20 protein-coding genes are annotated in these 21,281 nt (G+C 66.0%); 8 read left to right on the top strand and 12 right to left on the bottom strand.

What is annotated here, in order from left to right:
• Positions 1-60 precede the first annotated feature (60 nt).
• On the top strand, positions 61-714 hold the full coding sequence (locus tag TX76_RS04875; RefSeq protein WP_049899738.1) for a hypothetical protein: 654 nt from the start codon (positions 61-63) through the stop codon (positions 712-714).
• Between the two features lie 74 nt (positions 715-788).
• On the opposite strand, the gene TX76_RS04870 is transcribed toward TX76_RS04875, so the two are convergent.
• From TX76_RS04870 to TX76_RS04845, 6 genes are all read right to left on the bottom strand, one after another.
• Positions 789-1,376 (bottom strand): DUF655 domain-containing protein, encoded by a 588-nt coding sequence (locus TX76_RS04870; protein ID WP_049899735.1) that lies wholly within the window; start codon positions 1,374-1,376, stop codon positions 789-791.
• Between the two features lie 39 nt (positions 1,377-1,415).
• Entirely contained in the window at positions 1,416-1,772 is a 357-nt protein-coding gene (locus TX76_RS04865) for an RNA polymerase Rpb4 family protein (protein ID WP_049899731.1), read from the bottom strand.
• Positions 1,769-2,059: a 50S ribosomal protein L21e gene (locus TX76_RS04860; protein ID WP_049899728.1), complete on the bottom strand. Its 291-nt coding sequence runs from the start codon at positions 2,057-2,059 to the stop codon at positions 1,769-1,771. Before TX76_RS04860 ends, TX76_RS04865 begins: the two co-directional genes overlap by 4 nt.
• Positions 2,060-2,144: 85 nt before the next feature.
• Positions 2,145-2,411, bottom strand: a complete 267-nt coding sequence (locus tag TX76_RS04855) for an elongation factor 1-beta (protein WP_049899726.1) — start codon at positions 2,409-2,411, stop codon at positions 2,145-2,147.
• Between the two features lie 2 nt (positions 2,412-2,413).
• Positions 2,414-2,599, bottom strand: a complete 186-nt coding sequence (locus TX76_RS04850; RefSeq protein WP_049899723.1) for an HVO_2753 family zinc finger protein — start codon at positions 2,597-2,599, stop codon at positions 2,414-2,416.
• Between the two features lie 167 nt (positions 2,600-2,766).
• Entirely contained in the window at positions 2,767-3,537 is a 771-nt protein-coding gene (locus TX76_RS04845) for a ferritin-like domain-containing protein (protein ID WP_049899720.1), read from the bottom strand.
• Positions 3,538-3,985: 448 nt separating this feature from the next.
• Here TX76_RS04845 and TX76_RS04835 point away from each other — a divergent pair, with 448 nt between their 5' ends.
• A complete protein-coding gene (locus TX76_RS04835; RefSeq protein ID WP_049899900.1) occupies positions 3,986-4,630 on the top strand; it encodes a helix-turn-helix domain-containing protein in 645 nt (214 codons plus the stop codon).
• A gap of 107 nt (positions 4,631-4,737) precedes the next feature.
• On the opposite strand, the gene TX76_RS04830 is transcribed toward TX76_RS04835, so the two are convergent.
• Entirely contained in the window at positions 4,738-6,132 is a 1,395-nt protein-coding gene (locus TX76_RS04830; RefSeq protein WP_049899714.1) for an aminomethyltransferase family protein, read from the bottom strand.
• Between the two features lie 529 nt (positions 6,133-6,661).
• Here TX76_RS04830 and TX76_RS04825 point away from each other — a divergent pair.
• The gene (locus TX76_RS04825; RefSeq protein ID WP_049899711.1) at positions 6,662-7,552 is read left to right on the top strand and encodes a bifunctional 5,10-methylenetetrahydrofolate dehydrogenase/5,10-methenyltetrahydrofolate cyclohydrolase; all 891 of its coding nucleotides are present in this window, start codon (positions 6,662-6,664) and stop codon (positions 7,550-7,552) included.
• Positions 7,553-7,582: 30 nt separating this feature from the next.
• On the opposite strand, the gene TX76_RS04820 is transcribed toward TX76_RS04825, so the two are convergent.
• Both TX76_RS04820 and pabB read right to left on the bottom strand, forming a co-directional pair.
• A complete protein-coding gene (locus TX76_RS04820) occupies positions 7,583-8,218 on the bottom strand; it encodes an anthranilate synthase component II (protein WP_049899707.1) in 636 nt (211 codons plus the stop codon).
• Positions 8,215-9,774: an aminodeoxychorismate synthase, component I gene (gene pabB, locus TX76_RS04815; RefSeq protein WP_049899705.1), complete on the bottom strand. Its 1,560-nt coding sequence runs from the start codon at positions 9,772-9,774 to the stop codon at positions 8,215-8,217. The genes TX76_RS04820 and pabB overlap by 4 nt, the downstream gene beginning before the upstream one ends.
• Positions 9,775-10,013: 239 nt before the next feature.
• On the opposite strand from pabB, the gene TX76_RS04810 reads away from it, so the two are divergent.
• Both TX76_RS04810 and TX76_RS04805 read left to right on the top strand, forming a co-directional pair.
• Positions 10,014-11,732 carry a formate--tetrahydrofolate ligase gene (locus TX76_RS04810; RefSeq protein WP_049899702.1) on the top strand — a complete coding sequence of 573 codons (1,719 nt, stop codon included), beginning with the start codon at positions 10,014-10,016 and terminating at the stop codon, positions 11,730-11,732.
• A 15-nt stretch (positions 11,733-11,747) separates the two neighbouring features.
• Positions 11,748-12,146, top strand: coding sequence for a cupin domain-containing protein (locus tag TX76_RS04805; RefSeq protein WP_049899700.1), 399 nt, complete (start codon positions 11,748-11,750; stop codon positions 12,144-12,146).
• Positions 12,147-12,148: 2 nt separating this feature from the next.
• Here the strand turns inward: TX76_RS04805 and TX76_RS04800 are convergent, their stop codons facing one another.
• Positions 12,149-13,006 carry a methylenetetrahydrofolate reductase gene (locus TX76_RS04800; RefSeq protein ID WP_049899898.1) on the bottom strand — a complete coding sequence of 286 codons (858 nt, stop codon included), beginning with the start codon at positions 13,004-13,006 and terminating at the stop codon, positions 12,149-12,151.
• A 328-nt stretch (positions 13,007-13,334) separates the two neighbouring features.
• On the opposite strand from TX76_RS04800, the gene TX76_RS04795 reads away from it, so the two are divergent.
• Positions 13,335-15,908 (top strand): GcvT family protein, encoded by a 2,574-nt coding sequence (locus tag TX76_RS04795; protein WP_049899698.1) that lies wholly within the window; start codon positions 13,335-13,337, stop codon positions 15,906-15,908.
• 74 nt (positions 15,909-15,982) lie between these two features.
• On the opposite strand, the gene TX76_RS04790 is transcribed toward TX76_RS04795, so the two are convergent.
• Positions 15,983-16,246: a hypothetical protein gene (locus TX76_RS04790; RefSeq protein ID WP_049899695.1), complete on the bottom strand. Its 264-nt coding sequence runs from the start codon at positions 16,244-16,246 to the stop codon at positions 15,983-15,985.
• Between the two features lie 120 nt (positions 16,247-16,366).
• The gene (locus TX76_RS04785; protein WP_049899692.1) at positions 16,367-17,257 is read right to left on the bottom strand and encodes a tetrahydrofolate dehydrogenase/cyclohydrolase catalytic domain-containing protein; all 891 of its coding nucleotides are present in this window, start codon (positions 17,255-17,257) and stop codon (positions 16,367-16,369) included.
• A gap of 256 nt (positions 17,258-17,513) precedes the next feature.
• Between TX76_RS04785 and TX76_RS04780 the strand changes: the two genes are divergently transcribed.
• On the top strand, positions 17,514-20,021 hold the full coding sequence (locus TX76_RS04780; RefSeq protein WP_049899690.1) for a GcvT family protein: 2,508 nt from the start codon (positions 17,514-17,516) through the stop codon (positions 20,019-20,021).
• 1 nt (position 20,022) lies between these two features.
• Positions 20,023-21,261, top strand: a complete 1,239-nt coding sequence (gene ilvA / locus TX76_RS04775; RefSeq protein WP_049899687.1) for a threonine ammonia-lyase — start codon at positions 20,023-20,025, stop codon at positions 21,259-21,261.
• Positions 21,262-21,281 lie beyond the last annotated feature (20 nt).

The raw sequence follows: 21,281 nt of genomic DNA, 5'->3' as shown, positions 1-21,281 counted from the left end.
TGTTCTCTGTCGGGCCGGAAGGCGTTTAACTGAGCCATTCGGGCGACATACCACATCACGATGAGTACTGAAACGGGTAGTTCTCTCGATATCGACCGCGGAGCGTCGGCCAGCACCATCGGTATCGTCTCCGAAGGGGTTTCGACGGCTCGCCGTGCCCCCATGATCTTCGTCGTGTACCTGTTCGTCGCAGTGGCTTCGCTGCTTTCCCAGTCGCTTTCCAACGTTCTGTCGCTCGTTGCCGGCGGAGTCGTGGTGGCTATGGCGTACTCTACGCTGGGTGGCCGTCCCGAGAACCGAGTGTCGTTCGGTGTCCGTCTCGTCATCGTGTTCGTCGCCGGACTGATCTCCGGCGTGATCATCATCTTCGGATTGCTGTTCCTGGTCGTTCCTGGGATCTACCTCAGTGTGCGGTTGCGGCTGGTCACGGCTGCCGTCATGTTGGACGACTGCGGACCGATAGAAGCACTCGGTCGAAGTTTCGATCTCACAGAGGGGCACACGTGGACCGTCTTCGGCGTGGCGCTGTTGCTCAGCGTCGTCTCACTTGCGACCACGGTAGCCGTTGGCCTCGCGATAGTGGGCGCTCCGAGTGAGTTCAGCGATGTTGCCACGCTACGAGAGGTGCTACGTATCGGTGCTGTGATCCCGACACTTCTCATCACCCCGATCGGCGTGTCGGCCGATGCGGTCATGTACGGGTTGTACGACTGACGCGGGTTCGGGCGGTTCCCGACGTCACCCGAGATGCGAGGTCCGCACTGGACCGCGCGATCGAGTCACGATACCTACCCCTCGTTCGGGTCGCGCCCGACGAAGATGCGGTACTTGAGGTCGTCGTCGCGGAGCTCCTCGATCAGGCGCTCGACGAGGATCTCCTTCGGTCGGTGGAGTCCCGCGACGCGCTCTTCGAGATCGTCGAACCCGTCGAATGGCTCGCGCTTTCGCTCGTCGAGGATCGAGTTGCGGAGCTTCTTGCCGATCCCCGGGAGCAAATTGAGCTGGTGGAGCCGGAGCGTGATCGGCTGGGCGTCGTTGTAGAAGTCGACGAACCGCGCCTCGTCGCGGTCGATGATCTCCTCGGCCGCGTACTCGAGCTCCGATCGCGCGGCGTTCGACAGGTCCTCGTACGCCACCTCGCGGGAGGACTCGACCCCCTCGCCGTCGAACTGAATCCGATCGCCGATGGAGATGTCGGCGTCCTCGGCCAGCGTCAGCTCCCGGAGTCGGAACTGTGACTCGCCGAGGGCGTAGGCGAGCGGCGGTTTCCGGTGGGCCGGGCGGTCGTCGTCGGGACGGCCGTTCGGCAGCAGATCGAGCACGACGGCTCGTGGCTCGCGTGCTCCCGCATCGTCGCCGCTCTCGGCGTCATTCATACCTCCCGTACACCGAGGACGTACTTAAATTCGCGGCGATCAGACGTGTTTCGCGACGATCCCGAGCACGTCGTCGAGCTCGTCGCCCGACAGCGAGAACCGCTCCTGGGCGTAGATCGCGCGGAGCTCGTCGCGATTGGCTGGTTTGAGGTCCGCGATCTTGTAGGCGGTCGGCTCGTCGACCTTCTCGTGCTCGCGGAGTTCGGCCACGAACTCGCGGGACTCCTCGGGGGTGAGCTCCGCGAACCGGTTGACGTGCTCGATGGCGCGCGCGAGCTCGTAGGGCATCTCGCGGTCCTCGTCGGCGGCGTGTTCGGCCTCGACGTCGGCGAGCAGTTCCTTCGTCTCGGCGAGCGTGAGGTACTCCTCGTCGAGGCGCTCCTTGAAGATCGTCATTCCTGACGGCGGAGATGCTCCGGGGTGACGATCAGGGTCTTCGCGGTGTCGCCGTCGACGATCTCGACCCGATAGGCCCGGCCCTGGCTCCCGAGCACCTCGCCGGTGTGGCCGTTGAACCGGGGATGGAACCGTCCATCGGTGACGCTCGGATCGAGGCTGAGGTGGACGTGATCGCCCTCGTCGAAGTCCTCGATCGCGCGCTGGGGCGGGGACGTGCCGCGCTCGCGCGGATCGTTCGAGAGCTTGTTGCGGGTCTTCTTGAGAGGTCCTTTCGAGTTAGGCATACGGCTCGCTTGCCCGTCGACCGTCATAAAACGTCCGTTCCGGGTCGACACGTCGGGCCGACCGTACCACCTGCCGCTCCGCGGTTCAGATCCGGCCGACGTTCTCGACCGCGACGCTCTCGACCGTCTCGACGTCCGCGAACGCCTCCTCGACCGCCTCGGTTCCGCCGGCGTCGTCGGGGACGATCACCGTCGGCAGGAGCGCGACGAGGCCGAAGGCGACGTCGTCGCGCTCGAACCCGTTGATCTTCGCACCCTCGGACAGCGAGTCCTCGAGCTCGTGCTGGAGCTCGTCGAGATCGACCTCGGGGCTCTCCGGCATCACCTTGAGCTTCGCGGCGACCTTCCCCATGATTACGGCCCCGTGAACCCACAGTCGGGACACTCGTAGAGGTTGCTCTGCTTGCGACAGGTCGCACACCGGTAGATCTGCGTCCCACACTCGGGACAGTCGAAGGCGGCGGCGTTGGTGCCCGAGATGTTGATCCCACACGAGACACACGATCGGGTCGCACTCGCCTGCTGTTCGCTTTCGCTCATGTCCGCTCGGAGACGACCCGGAGGTTAAATCTTGTCGAAACCCGCTCGTGCGCCGGCAACGAATTGGTTCGACTACGACGCTCTCGCCAAGTGACTGACCGGCTGCTCGACGGCAGTCTCGACTCACGGCGGCACACGATCAAAAAAGCGAGAGTGGGCCGAACTGACTACTCGGAGACGATCAGCGGGGAGACGATGCCGACGACCTGGTCCATGCTGCGGGCCGGGTCGAACGCGTTCGGCATCGAGCTCTTCGGCAGCAGCGCGCCGAAGTAGCTGGTGTGTCGTGCCTCGACCGAGTGGATCGACAGCCCCGCCTCCACGACGGCCTCGTTGTCGAGGAACGGTGCCGCACCGGCGTACGCCGACGTGCCGACCGCCTCGACGCGGTTCGAGAACTTGACGAACGATTCGAGCGAGTCGTACGGGAACTCGTACTCGGCGGCCTCGACGGGCGTGCCGCCGAGGTCGTTGATCGTGCTCGTCAGCGCCTCGACGTGGGCCTCCTCGTGGTCGCGGATCCGCACGAGTTCCTGCCAGGTCGAGTACCGGAGCTTCGGATCGGCGAACTTCATGCCGATCGCGTCCGCGTTCTCGATCTCGCCCTCGGAGTACTCGTCGAGGAACTCGTTGTAGTACGCGGCCTCGAGATGTTCGAGCGTCAGCGCGAAGTTCAGGATGTCGACGTCGCTGGCCTCGTGGTAGGCCGCCGCCGAGCCCGACGCGAGGGTCCCGAGCGCGACCGCCCCGGCTCCGGCCTTCGCAGCGTTGCCCATGAACGAGCGCCGGTTCAGCGCGCCGCTGACGCGGCCGAGCAGGTCACGCGTGCTCTCGTTCTCGCGATCGATGTCGTCGTCGGCGTTGTCGAACTCGAAGTTGTCGGGGTCGACGAAGCTCTCCCCCGCTTCGATGCGTTCCGCGATGGTGTCGTTTGACATAGTTGGGTGCTCACCCACATACTCACCACATACGGGTCACATAAAAACATACCCCGAACTCACACCCAAATTCGTCCCTGTTCGCGTCGCCGTTTCGGTCCAGCCTCGCTTCGAGCGTGCGATGGACACGGGGCCGATCGTCGGGGATCGTGGCTCCGCCGTCCACGCTCGACGGTCCGCCGTCCGATCGGCACGCGACGCGCCATGGCGATCCGAACGGTTTAACCGACTGTCGGCGAATCGGTTCATGAGACACGAGAACAGTGATCGATCCTCGGACCGACGACGATCGACGATCGCCCACGCGTGAATCGCCGTTTCGGCCCTCGGTTTCGGCCGCCCGATGCGTTCGGCGGCCGGCCGTGCCGACTGCCGCCTCGCCGACCGCCTGGCGACGGGTGCATCGCCGTGCCGGCACGCCGAACCAGGCACGACGGGGTGGCCGGTCGTGAACCTGATCGCCGTCGTCGACATCGACCACCCGGACCTCTCGCTCGCGCCCACGATCCGCGAGTGTCCCGACGTGACCATCCGAGTCGTGCCCCAGTCCGGCACCGACCCCGAGACGGGGATCTTCTTCTTCCTCGTCGAGAACCCCGGCGAGGAGTTCGAGACCAGACTCGACGAGGATCACACGGTCGCGGAGTGGCAGTTGGTGGCCGGTTCGGCGGCGACCCGCGTCTACCGGATCCGCCACCCGCCCGAGACGAAGCTCGTCTCGCCGAAGACGAGCGAACTCAGCGGGCTGATGCGCGAGGCCACCACCAGCGCCCGCGGCTGGACGGTCCGACTCCAGTTCCCCGACCGGGAAGCGCTCGCCGCGCTCGCCGACTACTGCGACGACGAGGACATCTCCTTCACCCTCCAGCAGATGTTCCGCCAGGACGAGTGGAACGGTGGCGAACCCACGGGCCTGACCGAGGCTCAGCGCGTCGCGCTCGTGACGGCCTACGAGAACGGCTACTTCGAGGAGCCGCGCGAGGCCCGCCTCGCCGACGTCGCGGACGAACTCGATCTCTCACCGACCGCCATCGGCGGTCGCATCCGTCGTGGGACGGCCAAACTCGTCGAGACGGCGCTCTTGGAGGAGTGACACGACCGCGTTCGCGCATCGACCGCCGGAACGTCGTTCGCTCGGATGACGCGCCGATCGACGCGCATAGCGCCCTCGGAAAGGCGATCACGTGACGCGAGCGGGGCTTACTCGGATTCGGCGTCCTTTCGCGCGTTCAGCTTGGCCTGCTCGCGCGCGCTCGGGTTGACCGACTCCTTGAACGGCACTTCGGCCACCGTGGCGTACACCGACTCGCCAGACTCCTCGGCGTACTCGTCGGGGAGATGCACCTGAAACTCGATGTCGAGATCCTCCTCGTAGATCTCGTCGTTGAGCGCCGCGTCGGTCTCCTGCTGGAGCTTCTCCGCCGGCACGAAGCCGAGGCCGATGTTGGTCTCCAGTTCGGGGTTGTGCCACGGCGACGTCATGTACCCACACTCCTCGCCCGTATCGGGATCGGAGACGAGCCAGAAGTCGGGCGCGTAGTCCCGGATCGGCTCGCCCGCCATCTTCAGCCCGACCATCTTGAGGTTGAACGGATACTCGCCGCTCTCGATCCGCTCCTGCTGGGCTTCGAGTGCCTCCTTGCCGACGTAGTCGCCCGCTTTGTCGTCGGGGACCTGATAGCCGAGGTTGACCTGAAACGGCGAGGTCTCGTGATCCATGTCCTGGCCCCACGAGAGGATGCCCGCCGCGATCCGACGGTGGTGGCCCGGCGCGATCTGCATCCCACCGTGGTCTTTCACGGTCTCCAGTACGGGGTCCCACACCCGCTCTGCGTTCTCCATCGCCTCTTTCACGTAGATCTCGAAGCCCTTCTCGCCCGAGAACCCGGTCTGGCTCACGAGCACGGGACAGCCGTCGATTTCGGCCTCCATCAGACCGTAGTAGGGGATCTCGGAAACCTCCTCGCCGACGACCTCGACCATTACGTCCTCCGAGCGCGGACCCTGAATCTGCATGGGGGCGACGTCGATCTCGTCGATTGCGACGTCGAACTCCTTGCCGACGTTCACCCCTTCGAGCCACTGCATGAGCGTGGAATCGGAGATCGAGAACCAGAACTCGTCGTCCTCGACGCGGAGTAGAATGGGGTCGTTCAGCACGCCGCCGTCCTCGTTGCAGAGGATGACGTACTTGCCGTGCATCGGCTCGATCTCGGTCGCGTCCCGGGTGATGACGTAGTCGGTGAGCGCCTCCGCATCGGGACCTTTCACGCGGATCTGGCGCTCGACCGCGACGTCCCACAGCGTCACGGCCTCGGTCAGTGCCTCGTACTCCGCCATCGCTCCGCCGTCCTCGGGTTCGACCAGCCCCCGGGGGTGGTAGATCCGGTTGTAGACCGTCGCGCGCCATGCACCCTCCTCGTTGAACGACTTGTGGAAGAACGGCGATTTCCGGACGCGGGTCGAGACCAGCATCTCGATTCCGGGGTCGCCGGACTGGCGCAGATTTCGCGGGAGCACGCGGTCGGACTGGTCGACGTTCGGGTGGTTCGGGTGCGAATCGCGTTCGGTGGTCGGTGGTTCGGGTTCTGCCATCGCCTTCGAACACTGTTCCTCCGGATCATAAATGAAAGAGTTAACAGCACCACCCATTTATGTCGGGAGTCATCGGCGGCGTTCTCTCTGCGCCCACTCATCCATCGATCGCGCAGCCGGCCGTGTCGTGAGCCGCGGTACTGTCAGCGGAAATCGGTTCACCACCGGGGAGCGGTGGCGCGCGGGAGCGCCGAGCGGGACCGGAGGTCCCGCTGGCCGTGCGAGCGGGTGCGAAGCACCCGCGAGCAGACGCCGGAGACGCGCGACTCGCGCGAGGGATGAGTGAAGGAACGGAGTGACTGAGCGAATCGGTTGGGGAGGCGTGTGGTCTGCGGTTCTCATTCGAGTCGTGACTTGCCCGATGCTCTCATGCTGTTGGGAGGAACGCCATCTGCGGATCGGTCCGATCGGTCGCCGCCTTCCTGTGGTTGTACGCCGATGCTAGTCAAAATCTCCTCCCCGGTAGCATACTTCGAGTGCGCCCGCTCACACGGATAGGTTCAAACCCGGGCCGGTCCAGACGGAGCATATGCCGTCCGCCGAACGGCTGCGCGGCGAGCCGGTCGCGGCCGAGATCCGGGCCGACGTGCACGATCGCGTCCGCGAACTCGACGAGCGGGGCGTCACGCCGACGCTCGCCACGGTCCTGATGAGCGACGATCCGGCCGACGAGCGGTTCGTGGAACTGAAACACGCGGCGTGTCGCGACCTCGACATCGCAAGTCAGGACGTCCGAATCGATCCCGGTGCACCCGCGGAGCGACTCCATCATACGGTCGACCGACTGTGCGCCGACCCCGAAATCGACGGCGTGTTCGTCCAGATCCCGCTGCCGGATCACGTCGCGCTCGCCGGCGTGCGGCGACGGCTCGACCCAACAAAAGACGTCGACAGTCTCAGCTTCGCGAACCTCGGCCGGCTCGTTCGGGACGATCCCCGTTATCTCCCGGCGACGCCCGCCGCGGTCCGCCGCCTGCTCACAGCACACGAGATTCCGATCGCCGGCGAGGACATCGCTATCGTCGGCCGCTCGGCCATCGTCGGGAAGCCGCTCGCGAACCTCCTGCTCCAGAAGTGCCCGGACGGCAACGCCACAGTGACGGTCTGTCACTCTCGAACCTCGGATCTCGGGAGCGTGACCCGCCGCGCGGACGTCGTCGTGACTGCCGTCGGTGTGCCGGGGCTCGTCGATGGCTCGATGCTCTCGCCTGGCGTCACGGTCGTCGACGTGAGCGCCAACAGAGTCGAATCGGGAAGCGAGGGAAGCACCGAGGTCGTCGGCGACGTCGACTTCGAGAGTGCGGAGTCGGTCGCGGGGGCGATCACGCCCGTCCCCGGTGGCGTCGGCCCAGTTACGCTCGCCATGCTCGTTGCGAACGTGGCGCGCGCGGCCGAGCGCCAGGCGGACGCCGAGGGCTGAGCACCAGTATCAGGCGCTCAGCCCCTGGTGCTACCGATCGTTCGGGCGACACCGCCGCTCGAAGTTTTTCATCATTTCCATCCCGACGTCGGTCAGGATGCTTTCGGGGTGGAACTGGACGCCCTCGTGGGGGAGTTCGCGGTGGCGCACGCCCATCACGACGCCGTCGGTGTGGGCTGGCGAATCCTCGTCCGTCGTCTCGGCGTCCTCGGATCGCGCCGTTTCGACGAGAGGATCGGGGAGGTCGTCGCGCTCGATCGCGAGGGAGTGATACCGACCGGCGGCGAACGTCTCGGGCAGCCCTGCGAAGACCCCTCGATCGTCGTGACGGACCGTCGAGGGTTTGCCGTGGACCACGCTGGGCGCGTGGCCGACGGGCGCGCCGTGGGCCGCACAGAGCGCCTGATGACCGAGACACACCCCGAGAGTCGGGTAGTCGAGCTCGCGGAACACCGGGATCGACACGCCGGCCTCGGCGGGCGTGCCCGGTCCTGGGGAAACGACGATCCCGTCGGGATCCAGCTCTCGAACCCCCGCGACGTCGATCGCGTCGTTGCGCCGCACCACGACCTCGCCGTTCTCGGGGGCGTCGACCGCCGTACCGGCGTACTGGACGAGATTGTAGGCAAAGGAGTCGTAGTTGTCGATCACGAGGATCCGGGTCATCGTTCGCCGACCTCCCCGTCGTCGGCCGCGGCTGCACCGCCGTCCGCCGCGGTCGCGCGCTCGACCGCCAGCTCGCCACGGTCGCCGAGCGCGTCGTCGATCGCCGTAATCAGCGCGCGGCCCTTGTCCATGGTCTCGGCGTACTCGCTCTCGGGCTCGGAGTCGTGGACGATCCCCGCACCCACTCGGAGGAAGTACTCCTCGTCGCGGCGCACCAGCGTCCGGATCGTCATGTTCAGCGTGGCGCGGCCGTCGAAGCCGAAAACCCCGATCGAGCCGGTGTAGGGCCCGCGCCGGGTCGTCTCGACCTCGTCGATGATCTCCATCGTTCGGGGTTTGGGCGCACCGGTGATCGTCCCGCCGGGGAAGGTCGCGGCGACGGCATCCACGAGGTCCCGATCCGCGCGGAGACGTCCCTCGACCAGCGAGACGAGATGCATCACCTCGGAGTAGCGGTCGACCCGGCGATACTCCGAAACCTCGACGCTGCCGTACTCGCTCACCTTCCCGAGATCGTTGCGTTCGAGATCGACCAACATCGCGTGTTCGGCGCGTTCCTTCTCGTCCGTGAGAAGATCGCGTTCCAGCTCGGCGTCTTCCTCGGGGGTGTCACCGCGTGGCCTGGTGCCGGCGATCGGTTCGGTCAGCAGTTCGTCCTCGTTCACATCCAGAAGGAGTTCCGGCGAGGCACTCACGAGATCTACGCCGGGGAACTCCAGCAGCGCCGAGTAGGGGGCGGGGTTCACCCGCCGGAGCGCAGCAAAGGCCGCGACGGGATGGACAGCGGCCGGCGCGCGCAGCCGCTGGGAGACGTTCGCCTGAAACGTGTCGCCGTCGCGGACGTACTGTTTGACCCGCCGCACCCGCTCGGCGAATTCCTCGGGAGTGCAGTCGCTCTCGAACGTGGCGTCGTCGGCCTCGATCGGTGCGTCACCGATCGACGGGTCGCCCGTGATGGCGGCGCGAGCGAGATCGAGCGCACGCTCGCGACCCCGCTCGTACGCCGCGGCGGGGTCGTCGCCGATCCGGGGACAGGCCGTCACACGAAGCGTCGTCTCGTCCGCCGATCCCGTCTCCCATGCGGCCACCCGATCGAAGACCCCGAGCTGGAGTCGGGGTAGGCCGCGATCGTCGACGGTGGTATCGGGAAGATCCTCCAGCTCGCGGGCGATGTCGTAGGAGAGCCAGCCGAACGCCCCGCAGGGGTAGGGCACGTCGCAGTCGCCGCGGACGAGCGTCTCGCGATCGAGCAGCCCGGCGAGTTCCGCAAGCGAGGGTGACGGTTCGGCGTCGTCGGCGGGTTCGAAGGTGTCACCGACTTGCAGTCGGAACACTGGGTCGATGGCGAAGTACCCCCAGCCCGCCTGACCACCAGTGGTTTCGAGGTACACTCCATCGGCTCGTTCCGTCTGCTCACGACCGCGTGCGCGCCGATAAGCGAGGAACGGATCGTCGACAGTCACTCGAACTTCGACCGGCACGCGCGCTGCTCGTGGAGCCTCGCGGGCGGTTCCGGCGAACGCGGAGCGGGTCGTGACGACGCGTGGTTCGTTCATCGAGGGGCCGATCGGTTCGTTCCGGCGAACCGGTCGACACTCTCTCCGGTGGAGGACGCCTAAAGGATTTCGCGAGGATCGTTCGTTCAGCGTCGCCAAGGAGCCGCGGCCGACGCGGTACCGGGGCGCTGTACGACGGTTTTGTGATCGCCGAGCAGCGATCGTCGTCGTTCATCGCATAAAAAGGCTGGACGTGCTTCACACGAACGTTGAAAAGGCACTCCGGAGAACGATGGCACATGGCATCCTCGGACGAAGATGACGGGTTCCCGACGGATTACGAGATCGCCCAGAGCGTGGACACCGATCCGATCACCGAGGTGGTCGAACCGCTCGGGCTCGCGGCCGACGACCTCGACCTCTACGGCGACGACACCGCGAAGCTCACGTTCGACGCGATCGAGCGCGTCCGGGAATCCGATCGCGATAACGGCGAGATGATTCTCGTGACAGGAATGACACCCACCCCGATGGGCGAGGGCAAAACCGTCACTACTGTGGGGCTGAGCCAGGCGTTCAACCACATCGGCGAGGACGCCCTCGCCGCCATCCGCGAGCCCTCGCTCGGCCCCGTCTTCGGGGTGAAGGGCGGCGCGGCCGGCGGCGGCTACTCTCAGGTACTGCCGATGGAGGACATCAACCTCCACTTCACGGGCGATCTCCACGCGCTCACGTCGGCGCACAACCTCATCTCGACGATGCTCGACAACCACATCAAGCAGGGCAACGAGCTCGACATCGCGGTCAACTGGGTCGAGTGGCCCCGTGCGATGGACATGAACGATCGGGTGCTCCGCGAGACCGTGGTCGGCCTCGGCGGCGACGTCACCGGCGTGCCCCGCGAGGACGGGTTCATCCTGACGGCAGCCTCCGAACTGATGGCCGTCCTCTGTCTCGCCGACGATCTCGCCGATCTCAAGGAGCGCGTCGCACGGATCATCGTCGCCTACGACGAGGACGGCGACCCCGTGACCGCCGACGACATCGAGGCGACGGGCGCAGTCACCATCCTGCTGAAGGACGCCCTGAAGCCGAACATCGTCCAGACCATCGAGGGCACGCCCGCGTTCGTTCACGGCGGTCCGTTCGCCAACATCGCCCACGGAACCAACTCGCTGATCGCCGACGACGTCGCGCGGAAGCTCTCGGATTACCTTATCACCGAGGCGGGCTTCGGCTCCGATCTGGGGGCCGAGAAGTTCATGAACGTGGTCTGTCGGTTCGGCGAGATGGAACCCGCCGCAGTGACGCTCGTCGCCTCGATCCGCGCGCTGAAGTACCACGGCAAGGACATGTGGCCCGCTGACCTCGACGCGCTCGAAGAAACCGACGTCGAGGCCGTTCGGGGCGGGTTCGAGAACCTCGACGCCCACGTCAGGAACCTCCGGAAGTTCGGCGTGCCGGTCGTGGTGGCGCTCAACCGATTCCCGGGCGACGCCGACGAGGAGGTGCAGGCCGTTCTCGATCACTGCCGCGACGATCTCGGGGTCGAGGCCGCCGAATCGACGGTGTTCGGCGAGGGCGGCGAGGGCGGTGCGGACCTCGCCCGGAAGCTCATGACCGCGATCGACGAGGACGACGAAGAGTTCGAGTACCTCTACGACGTCGACGACTCGATCGAGGAGAAAATCGAGACGATCGCGACCGAAATTTACGGCGCAGAGTCGGTCACGTTCCAGAGCAGCGCGCAGGACGACATCGAGCGGATGGAGTCGCTGGGGTTCGACGACGTGCCAGTGGTGATGTCCAAAACCTTCCACTCGCTCAGCGACACCGCCGAGTGGAAGGGCGCGCCGACAGGGTGGGAGCTCGAAATTCAGGAGATCTACCCCTCCGCCGGCGCGGGCTTCCTCGTCGCGCTCACTAGCGATGTGCTGACGCTGCCTGGCCTCCCGGCCGACCCCGCTGCCGCCGAGATGGACATCGATCCCGATGGCACGGTCTCCGGGCTGTTCTAAGCCCGACCTCTTCCCATGAGCGACGACTTCGCCATCGTGGACTACACGGACGTCGAGGCCGAGCCGTTCAACGAGTCGGCGGTCGAACACCGGAAGCTGACCGACCACCTCGGCGCGACCGAAATGCGGGTCAACGCCGTCGAACTCGATCCCGGTGAGGTGCTCGACCCGCACGCCCATGAGCGCCAAGAGGAGATCTACGTCGCGGTGACCGACGGTCAGGTCGGCATCGAGGACGAGGTCCACGACGTGCCCGAAGGCGGCGTCGTCCGGTTCGGTCCCGATCCGATCCGGGGGCTCTGCAACCACACCGACGAGACCCACGTCTGGATCCTGTTCGGTGCGCCACCAGTCGGCACGGTCGAGGATTTCGGCGAGTACGTGATGCCCGACGAGTCGGATCGGTATCGGTAGTCCTATTCTTCCAGCCGGCCGTACCGCCACGACTCGATGTCGGAGGTCTGGTTGAACGTGTAGATGTGGAGGCCCCGGATGTCGTAGTGGGGATCGTCGGCGTAGGGTGCGAGCCCGTCGATGAGATCGTCGGGGGTGTACTTCCCGCGCGAGCCGACGAGCTGGCGCACGAATCCCAGAACGCCGGTCGTCTTCTTCAGAAAGCGGACCGAGTCGCCCACACCGACCTTCTGGGAGATCTTCAGCAGCCGCTGGTACTTCATCACGCCAGGGATCCCGATTTCTACTGGGAGATCGACGCCCCGCTCCCGAACCGCTTCGATCCACTCGACGACGGCGTCGGGATCGTAGCAGAGCTGGGTCACGATGTAGGTCGCGTAGGGCGCTTTCTTCTTCATGGCCTCGGCGAGCGTCGCGTCGTCGAGAAACTCGTGGCCCTCGGGATAGCCGGTGATCCCCACCTCCTCGAACGCGTAGTCGAGATCGTCGAGCGTGGTAAGGAGGTCGTAGGCCGACTCGAACTCGCCGATCGGTTCCTCGCGGTCGCCGCCTGGCACGAAGATGTCCGTGATGCCGGCGTCGGTGAGCCGGCGCGCGATCTCTTCGAGATGCTTTTCGTCGCGGACGTAGCGTGCGGCGATGTGAGGGCTGACCGCGAACCCCTGCTCGGCGGCTTTCTCGGCCCACTCGATCGTCGCGTCGAGTCCCAGTTGTGGGGAGGTCGTGATGGCGATCGTCGCCCCGTCCGGCAGGTGGCCCATCTGACCCTCGAAGCTGTCGAACGGCATCAGCTCGAACCGGAGGTCGGTGAGCAGATCGGTGGCCCCGTCCGAGGCGGCGGCCGAACGCGCTACCGACATGGTTCGTTCGGCTCCCCACCGATTTCGGCGGCGCTCGTTCCGCACGGCTGTCGTCCCGGCTCGAACGCGAACATTGCACATAGTTGTCGACACTGCGGACTTAGGTCTTGGCCGGCACAGCCTAACACGTATATACCGCCAGGGGAGCGCCGTAAGGATCGAGCGTCGCGTATCCGGGGACAGCAGTGGGATCACCGAGGCTCGTTCGGGAGGGTCCGTGGACGAACGATTCCAGGTGGTGACAGTCTCGACATCGGTTTCTGTGATAAACGTAGCCGATACTGGGGGCGAAAAGTGAATACCGAAGCGCAACATTGGCGTAGCGTTCATGGGCAATGCGAACACGATGCCGAGCGAGGCAGGAACCGTCGTCATCGGCGCGGGTATCGTCGGCTGCAACACGGCGTATCACCTCGCCGACCTCGGTCGGGAAGACGTGCTCGTGGTCGACCGGGGACCGCTCCCCACCACGGGTGGCTCGTCGACCCACGCACCGGGAATCATGTTTCAGACCGACGAGCCGAAGGTGCTCTCGAAGTTCGCGACGTACAGCCGTCGGCTCTACTCCTCGCTCGAACGCGACGAGGACGAACCGGTCTACAACGAGACGGGCGGGATCGAGGTCGCGCGGAGCGACGAGCGGATGGATTACCTCCAGCGACGGGTCGAGTGGGCCGAGGCGTGGGGTGTGCCGGAGCCACAGCTTCTGAGTCCCGACGAAGTCGCGGAAAAGCTCCCGCTGGTCGATCCCGACGCCATCGAGGGCGGGTACTACTCGCCGACCGACGGCCAGGCCTCGGGCGTCCGGGCGTGTGCGGCGCTCGCCGAGGCAGCCGAGTCGATGGGTGCGGAGTTCGTCGGCCACACCGCGGTCGAGGACATCGAGACCGACGGCGACGGCGTTCGGGCGATCGTGACCGAGAACGGCCGGGTCGAGTGCGACGAGGTCGTGGTGGCGACCAACATCTGGGCGCGCCAGCTGAGCGAGAAACTCGACATCCACCTCCCGATCGCGCCGGTCGAACACCAGTACACCATCACGGAGCCGCTCGCCGAACTCGAAGGGGCGAGGCAGGACGTCACCGACGATCCCGTATACGAGAACTACAAGTCAGTCTCCGGCGACAAGAGTGAGGTTCTCCTCCAGGATCCCGACCGACCGATCCTCCGGGATCAGGACAACGCGATGTACTTCCGGACGCACGGTGATCGGTACGGGATCGGATCGTACAACCACGAATCCATCGTCCCCGATCCCGCGAAGCTGGGTGGCAACGAGGAGGATGGCAACCAGGCGTCGGTCCACGACTTCACCGAGTACCACCTGAACAACGCGACCCATCCCGATCGCCAGGAGAAAGCGCCGCGAACGGCGAGCGACGAACTCCTCCCCGCCACGAAGGGCAAGCGCCTCGATTACAAGTACAACGGGATGTACTCCGCGTCGCCGAACGGACTTCCAGTTCTGGGCCCGGTCCAGGAGTGTCCGGGCCTCTGGACCGCCGCGGCGGTCTGGATCACCCACGCGGGCGGTGCGGGCAAGGCGCTCGCCGAGTGGATGGAGACCGGCGTTCCCTGCCTCCCCGACGGCCCGATCGACCTCCGGAATTGTAATGTCAACCGATTCGCGCCCCACGAGGGGAGCTGGGACTTCGCGAAGGACCTCGGCGGCGAGGAGTACCGCAACCTCTACTCCATCATCCATCCCAAGTGGGTCTGGACCGAACACCAGCGCGATATCCGGCGGACGCCGATGTACCACAGTCACAAGGAACGCGATGCCGAACTCTGGGCCGAGGCAGGCTGGGAGGAGCCACACTGGTTCGACTCGAACGCCGATCTCCTCGCGGAGTACGGCGATAGCATCCCGGATCGAGAAGGCTGGGAAGGGAAGTACTGGTCGCCGATCGAGGGGGCGGAGGCGCTGAACGTCCGGAACGGCGTCGGGCTCCACGACATGACGTCGTTCAACAAGATGGAACTCGTCGGAAGCAACGCCGGGCGGTTCCTCCAGTGGCTCTGCACCAACGACATGGATCTCGACGTGGGACAGATTCGCTATACACTCATGTGCAACGAGGGCGGCGGCGTTCGCGCCGACGTCACCGTCACCAGGGTCGACGAGGATCGCTACCTCCTCCTGACGACCGGGCGGGAGGTCGGCAGCAACCACCTCGCGTGGGTCCGGAGTCAGGCCCCCGAGGACGTGGTGGTCAACGACGTTACCTCCAACCTCGCGGCGATGGTCTGCACCGGTCCCGACGCCAGAAAGACCCTCTCGAAGGTCATGGACGCCGATCTCTCGGACGAGGCGTTCCCCTTCTATTCGAGCCAGCGCACGTTCGTGGAGAACATCCCGGTGACCGCGCTCCGGCTGTCCTACGCCGGCGAACTCGGCTGGGAGCTGTACACACCCTCTGAGTACGGCGAACGCCTCTGGGAGCACGTCATGGACGCGGGTGCGGAGTACGACATCCGCCCCTACGGCAACGGCGCGCTCGACGCACTCCGGATCGAGAAGGGGTTCCGGCTGTGGGGCGAGGACCTCCACACCGAGCACGACCCCTACGAGGCCGGCCTCGGCTTCGCGGTCGATTTCGACACCGACTTCCTCGGGAAGGAGGCAATCGAAGCCGCCGCGAACGGCGATATCGACCACGAAGTGGCCTGTCTCACGCTCGACGACCCCGACCAGATGGTGCTCGCCGATCGACCGGTCCTCCCGACCGATGGCGACGAAGTCCTCGGATACGTCCACGCCGCCGAGTACGGCTACAGCGTGGGGGCCTGCGTGATCTACACCTACCTCCCGCCCGAGTACGCCGAGCCAGGCACCGGGGTCGACGTCCGCTACGAGGGCGAGCGCTACGCGGCGACAGTTCAGGAAGAACCGCTGCTCTGAGCCCGGGCGGACGTCGCGCCGTGCGGCTCTCGATCGAAACCAACACTCCGAACGGCTCCGGCGTCGCCGCTCGCCTACGATCGCCGGTCGTTCCGGTACACCGGGCGCAGATCGCTCGCGTCCGTGTTGTAGCCGAGCCACACGCTGAGCACCATCGCCGCGGCCACGAGATACAGCGGGAACAGCAGCACCAACGAGTAACCCGCCAACAGCAGCGCGATCGTCCCCGTCCAGTAGGAAATCCCGATCGCGGCGAGCCCGACCAGCGCCGCAGCTATGATGCCCGTTCTGAAGGCGTGCTCGGCGGCTGGCCCGGGGGAATGCTTCGGCGCGACCATCTACGCAGATCTACGTTGCCGAGCAATATAAGCGATTGCCGGGCGCTCGCCGGCCTACACGTTGCCTGGCAAACCCACGCGGTTCGTGGATCGGATCGCTCCCCGCGCTTCAGGCCTGTCTCAGGGCAGTTCGACCTCGACGCCGTGCTGTTGACTCGCCGCCTTGACGGTGTTGTACAGCAACATTGCGCGGGTCATCGGACCCACGCCACCCGGAACGGGCGTGATCGCCCCCGCGACCTCCTGTGCGCTCTCGAAGTCGACATCGCCGACGAGTTCGGAGTCGCCGTCGTCGGTCTCGACACGGTTGACCCCGACATCGATCACGGTCGCGTCCTCTTTGAGCAGCGAGCCGTCGACGAACTCCGGCACGCCGATCGCGGCGACCACGATGTCGGCGTTGCCGAGCTTCGCGTCGAGGTCGGTCGTCCGGGAGTGACAGACGGTCGTCGTCGCGTTCCCGAAGGGCGCTTTCTGGATCAGGAGGTTCGCCATCGGCTTGCCCACGATGTCCGAGCGACCGACCACCACCGCGTCAGCCCCCTCGGTCTCGATGTCGTAGGCTTCGAGGAGTTTCTGGATGCCGTGAGGCGTGCAGGGTTTGAATCGGGCGTCGCCGGCGACCAGACGGCCGACGTTCTCAGGGTGGAACCCGTCGACGTCCTTCGCGGGACGAGTCCGCCGAAGGACCTCGCGGTCGTCGACGTGGTCGGGCACCGGCATCTGGACGAGGATGCCGTCGATCGCGTCGTCCGCGTTCAGCTCGTCGACGGTGTCGTACAGCTCTTCGGCGGGCGCGTCGGGATCGATCTCGATGTCGTGGGCTGCGATCCCGACCTCCTCGCAGTCCTGCTGTTTCATCGAGACGTACGTCTCGCTGGCGTCGTCGTCGCTCATCAGGACGGTGGCGAGCCCCGGCGTGACGCCCGCGCCGCCGAGGGTGTCGACGCACTCGGCGACGCCGTCCCTGATCTCGCTCGCGACCGCCTCACCGTCGATGATTTCGGTCATGCGTCGAGGTCGGCGAGTCACGCAAAAAGGGTTCGGGATCGGTAGTTGCGCCCACTAAGTGCGATCGCTCCATCGGCCGGACCCCAACCGATCGGCGTGGCGTCCTCTCGGAGCGGTATTTCGATGGATGAACGCTCGAAAATCGCCAGAGGGAGCCTCGATACAGCGACGAATTTCACGATCGTCCGTTCGATAGTATAAACGGGTGTGGTAGTCCACCCCGCCGTTTAATCCGACGGGAACGGCGAATAGCATCATGAGCACGGAGAGCACACTGCCGGAGAGCGCCGGGATCGTCGTCGTGGGTGCGGGCTGTGTCGGCTGCTCGGCGGCGTATCATCTCGCCGAACGGGGTCGCGAGGACGTCGTCGTTCTCGATCGTGGACCGCTGTTCGAGACCGGCGGCTCCACGTCGCACGCCCCCGGACTGGTGTTCCAGACTGCCGGCGGGAAGATGATGACCGAGATGGCGGCGTACACCCGCGACCTCTACACCGATCTCGACAGCTACCGGATGTCCGGCGGGATCGAGGTCGCGTACACCGAGGACCGATGGGAGTTCCTGAAACGAAAGCGCGAGTGGGGCCAGTCCTACGGCCTGGAGGGCGGCGAACTCCTCTCGCCGGAGAGGGTCGCCGAGCGCGTTCCCCAGATCGATTCGACTGTGATCCACGGCGGGTACTATCTGCCAACCGACGGGAAGGCCCACGCCGTCGACGCCTCGCGGGCGATGGCCGAGCGCGCGAGCGAACTCGCCGGCCACGAGTTCTATGGCAACACCCTCGTCACCGACATCGAAACGGCCGACGGCGCGGTGCAGGCGGTCGTCACCGACCAAGGGCGGATCGCGTGTGACGATCTCCTCGTCGCGACCAACATCTGGGGCCCACTCTTTGGGGAGATGGTCGACAGGGATATTCCGCTCGTGCCGTGCTCACACCAGTACCTCGTGAGCGATCCGATCGACGAGCTCGCTGGCGCGGAGCGGGAGATCGAACAGCCGATGCTCCGCCATCAGGATTACTCGCTGTACTTCCGCCAGCACGGCGACTCCTACGGCGTGGGGTCGTACAACCACGAACCGCTGCTCGTCGACCCCGAGGACATTTACGGCCCCGAGAAACTCGACGATCTCGGGCTGGAATACCCCTCCCTCCGCGAGTTCACCGCCACCCACTTCTACGAGAACACCCACCCCGACCACGACAAGAGCGCCTACGACGCCGCCCGCGAACTCGTCCCGGCCTTCGACGAGGATTCGTGGGAGACCGAGATGAACGGGATGTTCTGTTTCACGCCCGATGGGATGCCGATTCTTGGTCCCGATGAGGACACCGACGGGCTGTGGTGGTCGCTCGCGATCTGGGTCACCCAGTCGGGCGGTGCCGGCGACATCGTCGCCGCATGGATGGAGGATGGGACTCCCCGACTCGACGGCGAGCGCGTGAACGCCGATCCGGCCCACATCAGTCGGTTCCAGTCCCACGCCGGCAGTCGGGAGTACACCTACGGCCGCGGGGCCCAGCAGTACCAGGAGGTCTACCAGCTCATCCACCCGCGCGAACAACCGCAGAACCAGCGCGCGCTCCGACGAAGTCCGTTTTACGACCGGCAGACGGACCTCGGCGCGGAGTTCTACGACACCGACGGCTGGGAGGTCCCCCAGTGGTACGAGACGAACGAATCCCTCCTCTCCGAGTACAAGGTTCCCGATCGCCCCGACTGGCTCACGCGCAACTGGTCGAAAGCACAGGGCGTCGAACACCAGGCGGTCCGCGACCGGGTAGCGATGTTCGACATGACCACCTTCACCGGGATCGAGGTCGAAGGCGAGGGAACCCAGGAATTCCTCCAGCATCTGCTGACGAACGACATGGACTGCTCGGTGGGGCGGATGCGCTACGCCACGATGTTGAACGAGGATGGCGGTATTCTCGCGGATCTGACCGTCGCGCGGCTCGGGGAGGATCGGTATCTGCTGACGACCGGCGGTGGCAACTCCGCGACGCTGCACTCGCGGTGGATCAGCGAGCACGCGCCCGACTCGGTGTCGATCACCGTCCACGATTCGAGCCGGTCGGGGATCGGGGTGTTCGGTCCCGAGTCGCGGAACGTTCTTCAGCCACTGGTCGAGGCCGACCTCTCGAACGACGCCTTCCCCTTCTACTCCGTCGAGGAGACCTACCTGGGGAGCCTGCCGGTGACGATGCTTCGGCTGTCCTACGCCGGCGAACTCGGCTGGGAGCTCTACACACCCACCGAGTACGGCGCGCAGCTCTGGGATACGATCTGGGAGGCGGGCCAGGAGTACGGCGTCGTGCCGATGGGGTGGGAGGCGCTCGACTCCACCAGTTTAGAAAAGGGCTACCGGCTGTGGGGAACCGACGTCACGCCGGAGTACAACCCCTACGAGGCGGGGATCGAGTTCGCGGTCGACCTCGACACCGACTTTATCGGGAAGGACGCGCTCGTAGCGGCCCGCGAGGACGGGATCGACGAGAAGCTCGTGCCGATCACGCTCGATGACACAGGGATGATCGTCGATTCGGGGCATCCGGTTCTCGATGGCGACGACGTGATCGGCTACGGCTGCCGCGCCGACTACGGCTACACGATCGACGCGGGGATCGTCTACGCCTACCTCCCGGCAAGCCACGCCGAGCCGGGGACCGACGTTCATATCAGCTACGAGGGCGAACGTCACTCCGCAACCGTGCGCGAGGAACCGCTGTTCGATCCCGACATGGACCGAATTCTCCGTTGACATGAGCCAGGACGCCGCCCCTCCAGTGACGTTCGCGGATATCGAGGCGGCCCGCGACCGGCTCGACGACGAGTCGGTAGTGAAGCCCACGCCGGTCGAGCGGAGCACCTCGCTCGACGACGTTACTGGTGGTGAGGTTCACCTGAAGATGGAACACCTCCAGTGGACCGGCTCGTTCAAGCCCCGCGGCGCGTACAACAAGATCGCCCGGCTCGTCGCCGAGGGCCGTACAGAAGGAGTCGTCGCGGCGAGCGCCGGTAATCATGCGCAGGGCGTGGCGCTCGCCGCGACGAAACTCGGGATGGACGCCACGATCGTGATGCCGAACGGGGCCCCGCAGGCGAAGGTCGACGCGACCCGCGAGTACGGCGCGACGGTCGAACTCGTCGGCCAGGACTTCCAGGCGGCGATGAACCATGCTCAAGAGCTCGTCGCGGACGACGCGACCGCGTTCGTCCACGCCTACGACGACCCCGCGATCGTCGCGGGCCAGGGCACCCTCGGCGTCGAGATGGTCGAGGACTGTCCCGACGTCGATACTGTCGTGGTGCCGATCGGCGGCGGCGGCCTGATCTCGGGGATCGCGACGGCGTACAGCGAGCTCTCGCCCGAGACGCGCGTCGTCGGCGTCCAGGCCGAGGGGGCCGCAACCGTCCCGGACAGCCTCGACAAGGGGCTCCCACAGACGCTCGATTCCGTCGACACGATCGCCGACGGGATCGCGACCGGCGGGATCTCGGATCTCACGCTCTCGCTCATCGAGGAACACGTCGACGAGATCGTGACCGTCACCGACGGCGAGATCGCCCGCGCGATCCTCCTCCTCCTCGAACGCGCGAAACAGGTCGTCGAGGGTGCGGGTGCGGCGTCGGTCGCCGCGATCCTCAGCGATGATCTCGATGTCGAAAACGAGCGTGTCCTCGCGCTACTGTGCGGCGGGAACCTCGACATGACGATGCTGCAAACCGTGCTGATCCACGCGCTCACCGACCGCGAGCAGCTCCTCCGGCTCCGGGTGCGGATCGACGACCAGGCCGGCAAGATGCGGGAGGTGTCGGGAGTGATCGCCGACCACGACGCCAACATTCGAACCGTCCGCCACGACCGTTCGGCCCCCGAACTCGACGTCGGCGAGGCCTACCTCGTCTTCGAGGTCGAGACCACCGGCGCGAGCCACGCTCGCACCATCATCCGGTCGATCCGCGATCACGGATACGAGGTCAGACACGTCAATGCCTGATGCGCTCGGCCGGTACTCGA

It is taken from the genome of Halococcus agarilyticus, assembly GCF_000334895.1.
In the GTDB taxonomy this organism is placed as follows: Archaea; Halobacteriota; Halobacteria; order Halobacteriales; family Halococcaceae; genus Halococcus; species Halococcus agarilyticus.
The sequence above is the reverse complement of the archived record's forward strand: the minus strand, read 5'-3'. Positions and strand labels throughout refer to the sequence as shown.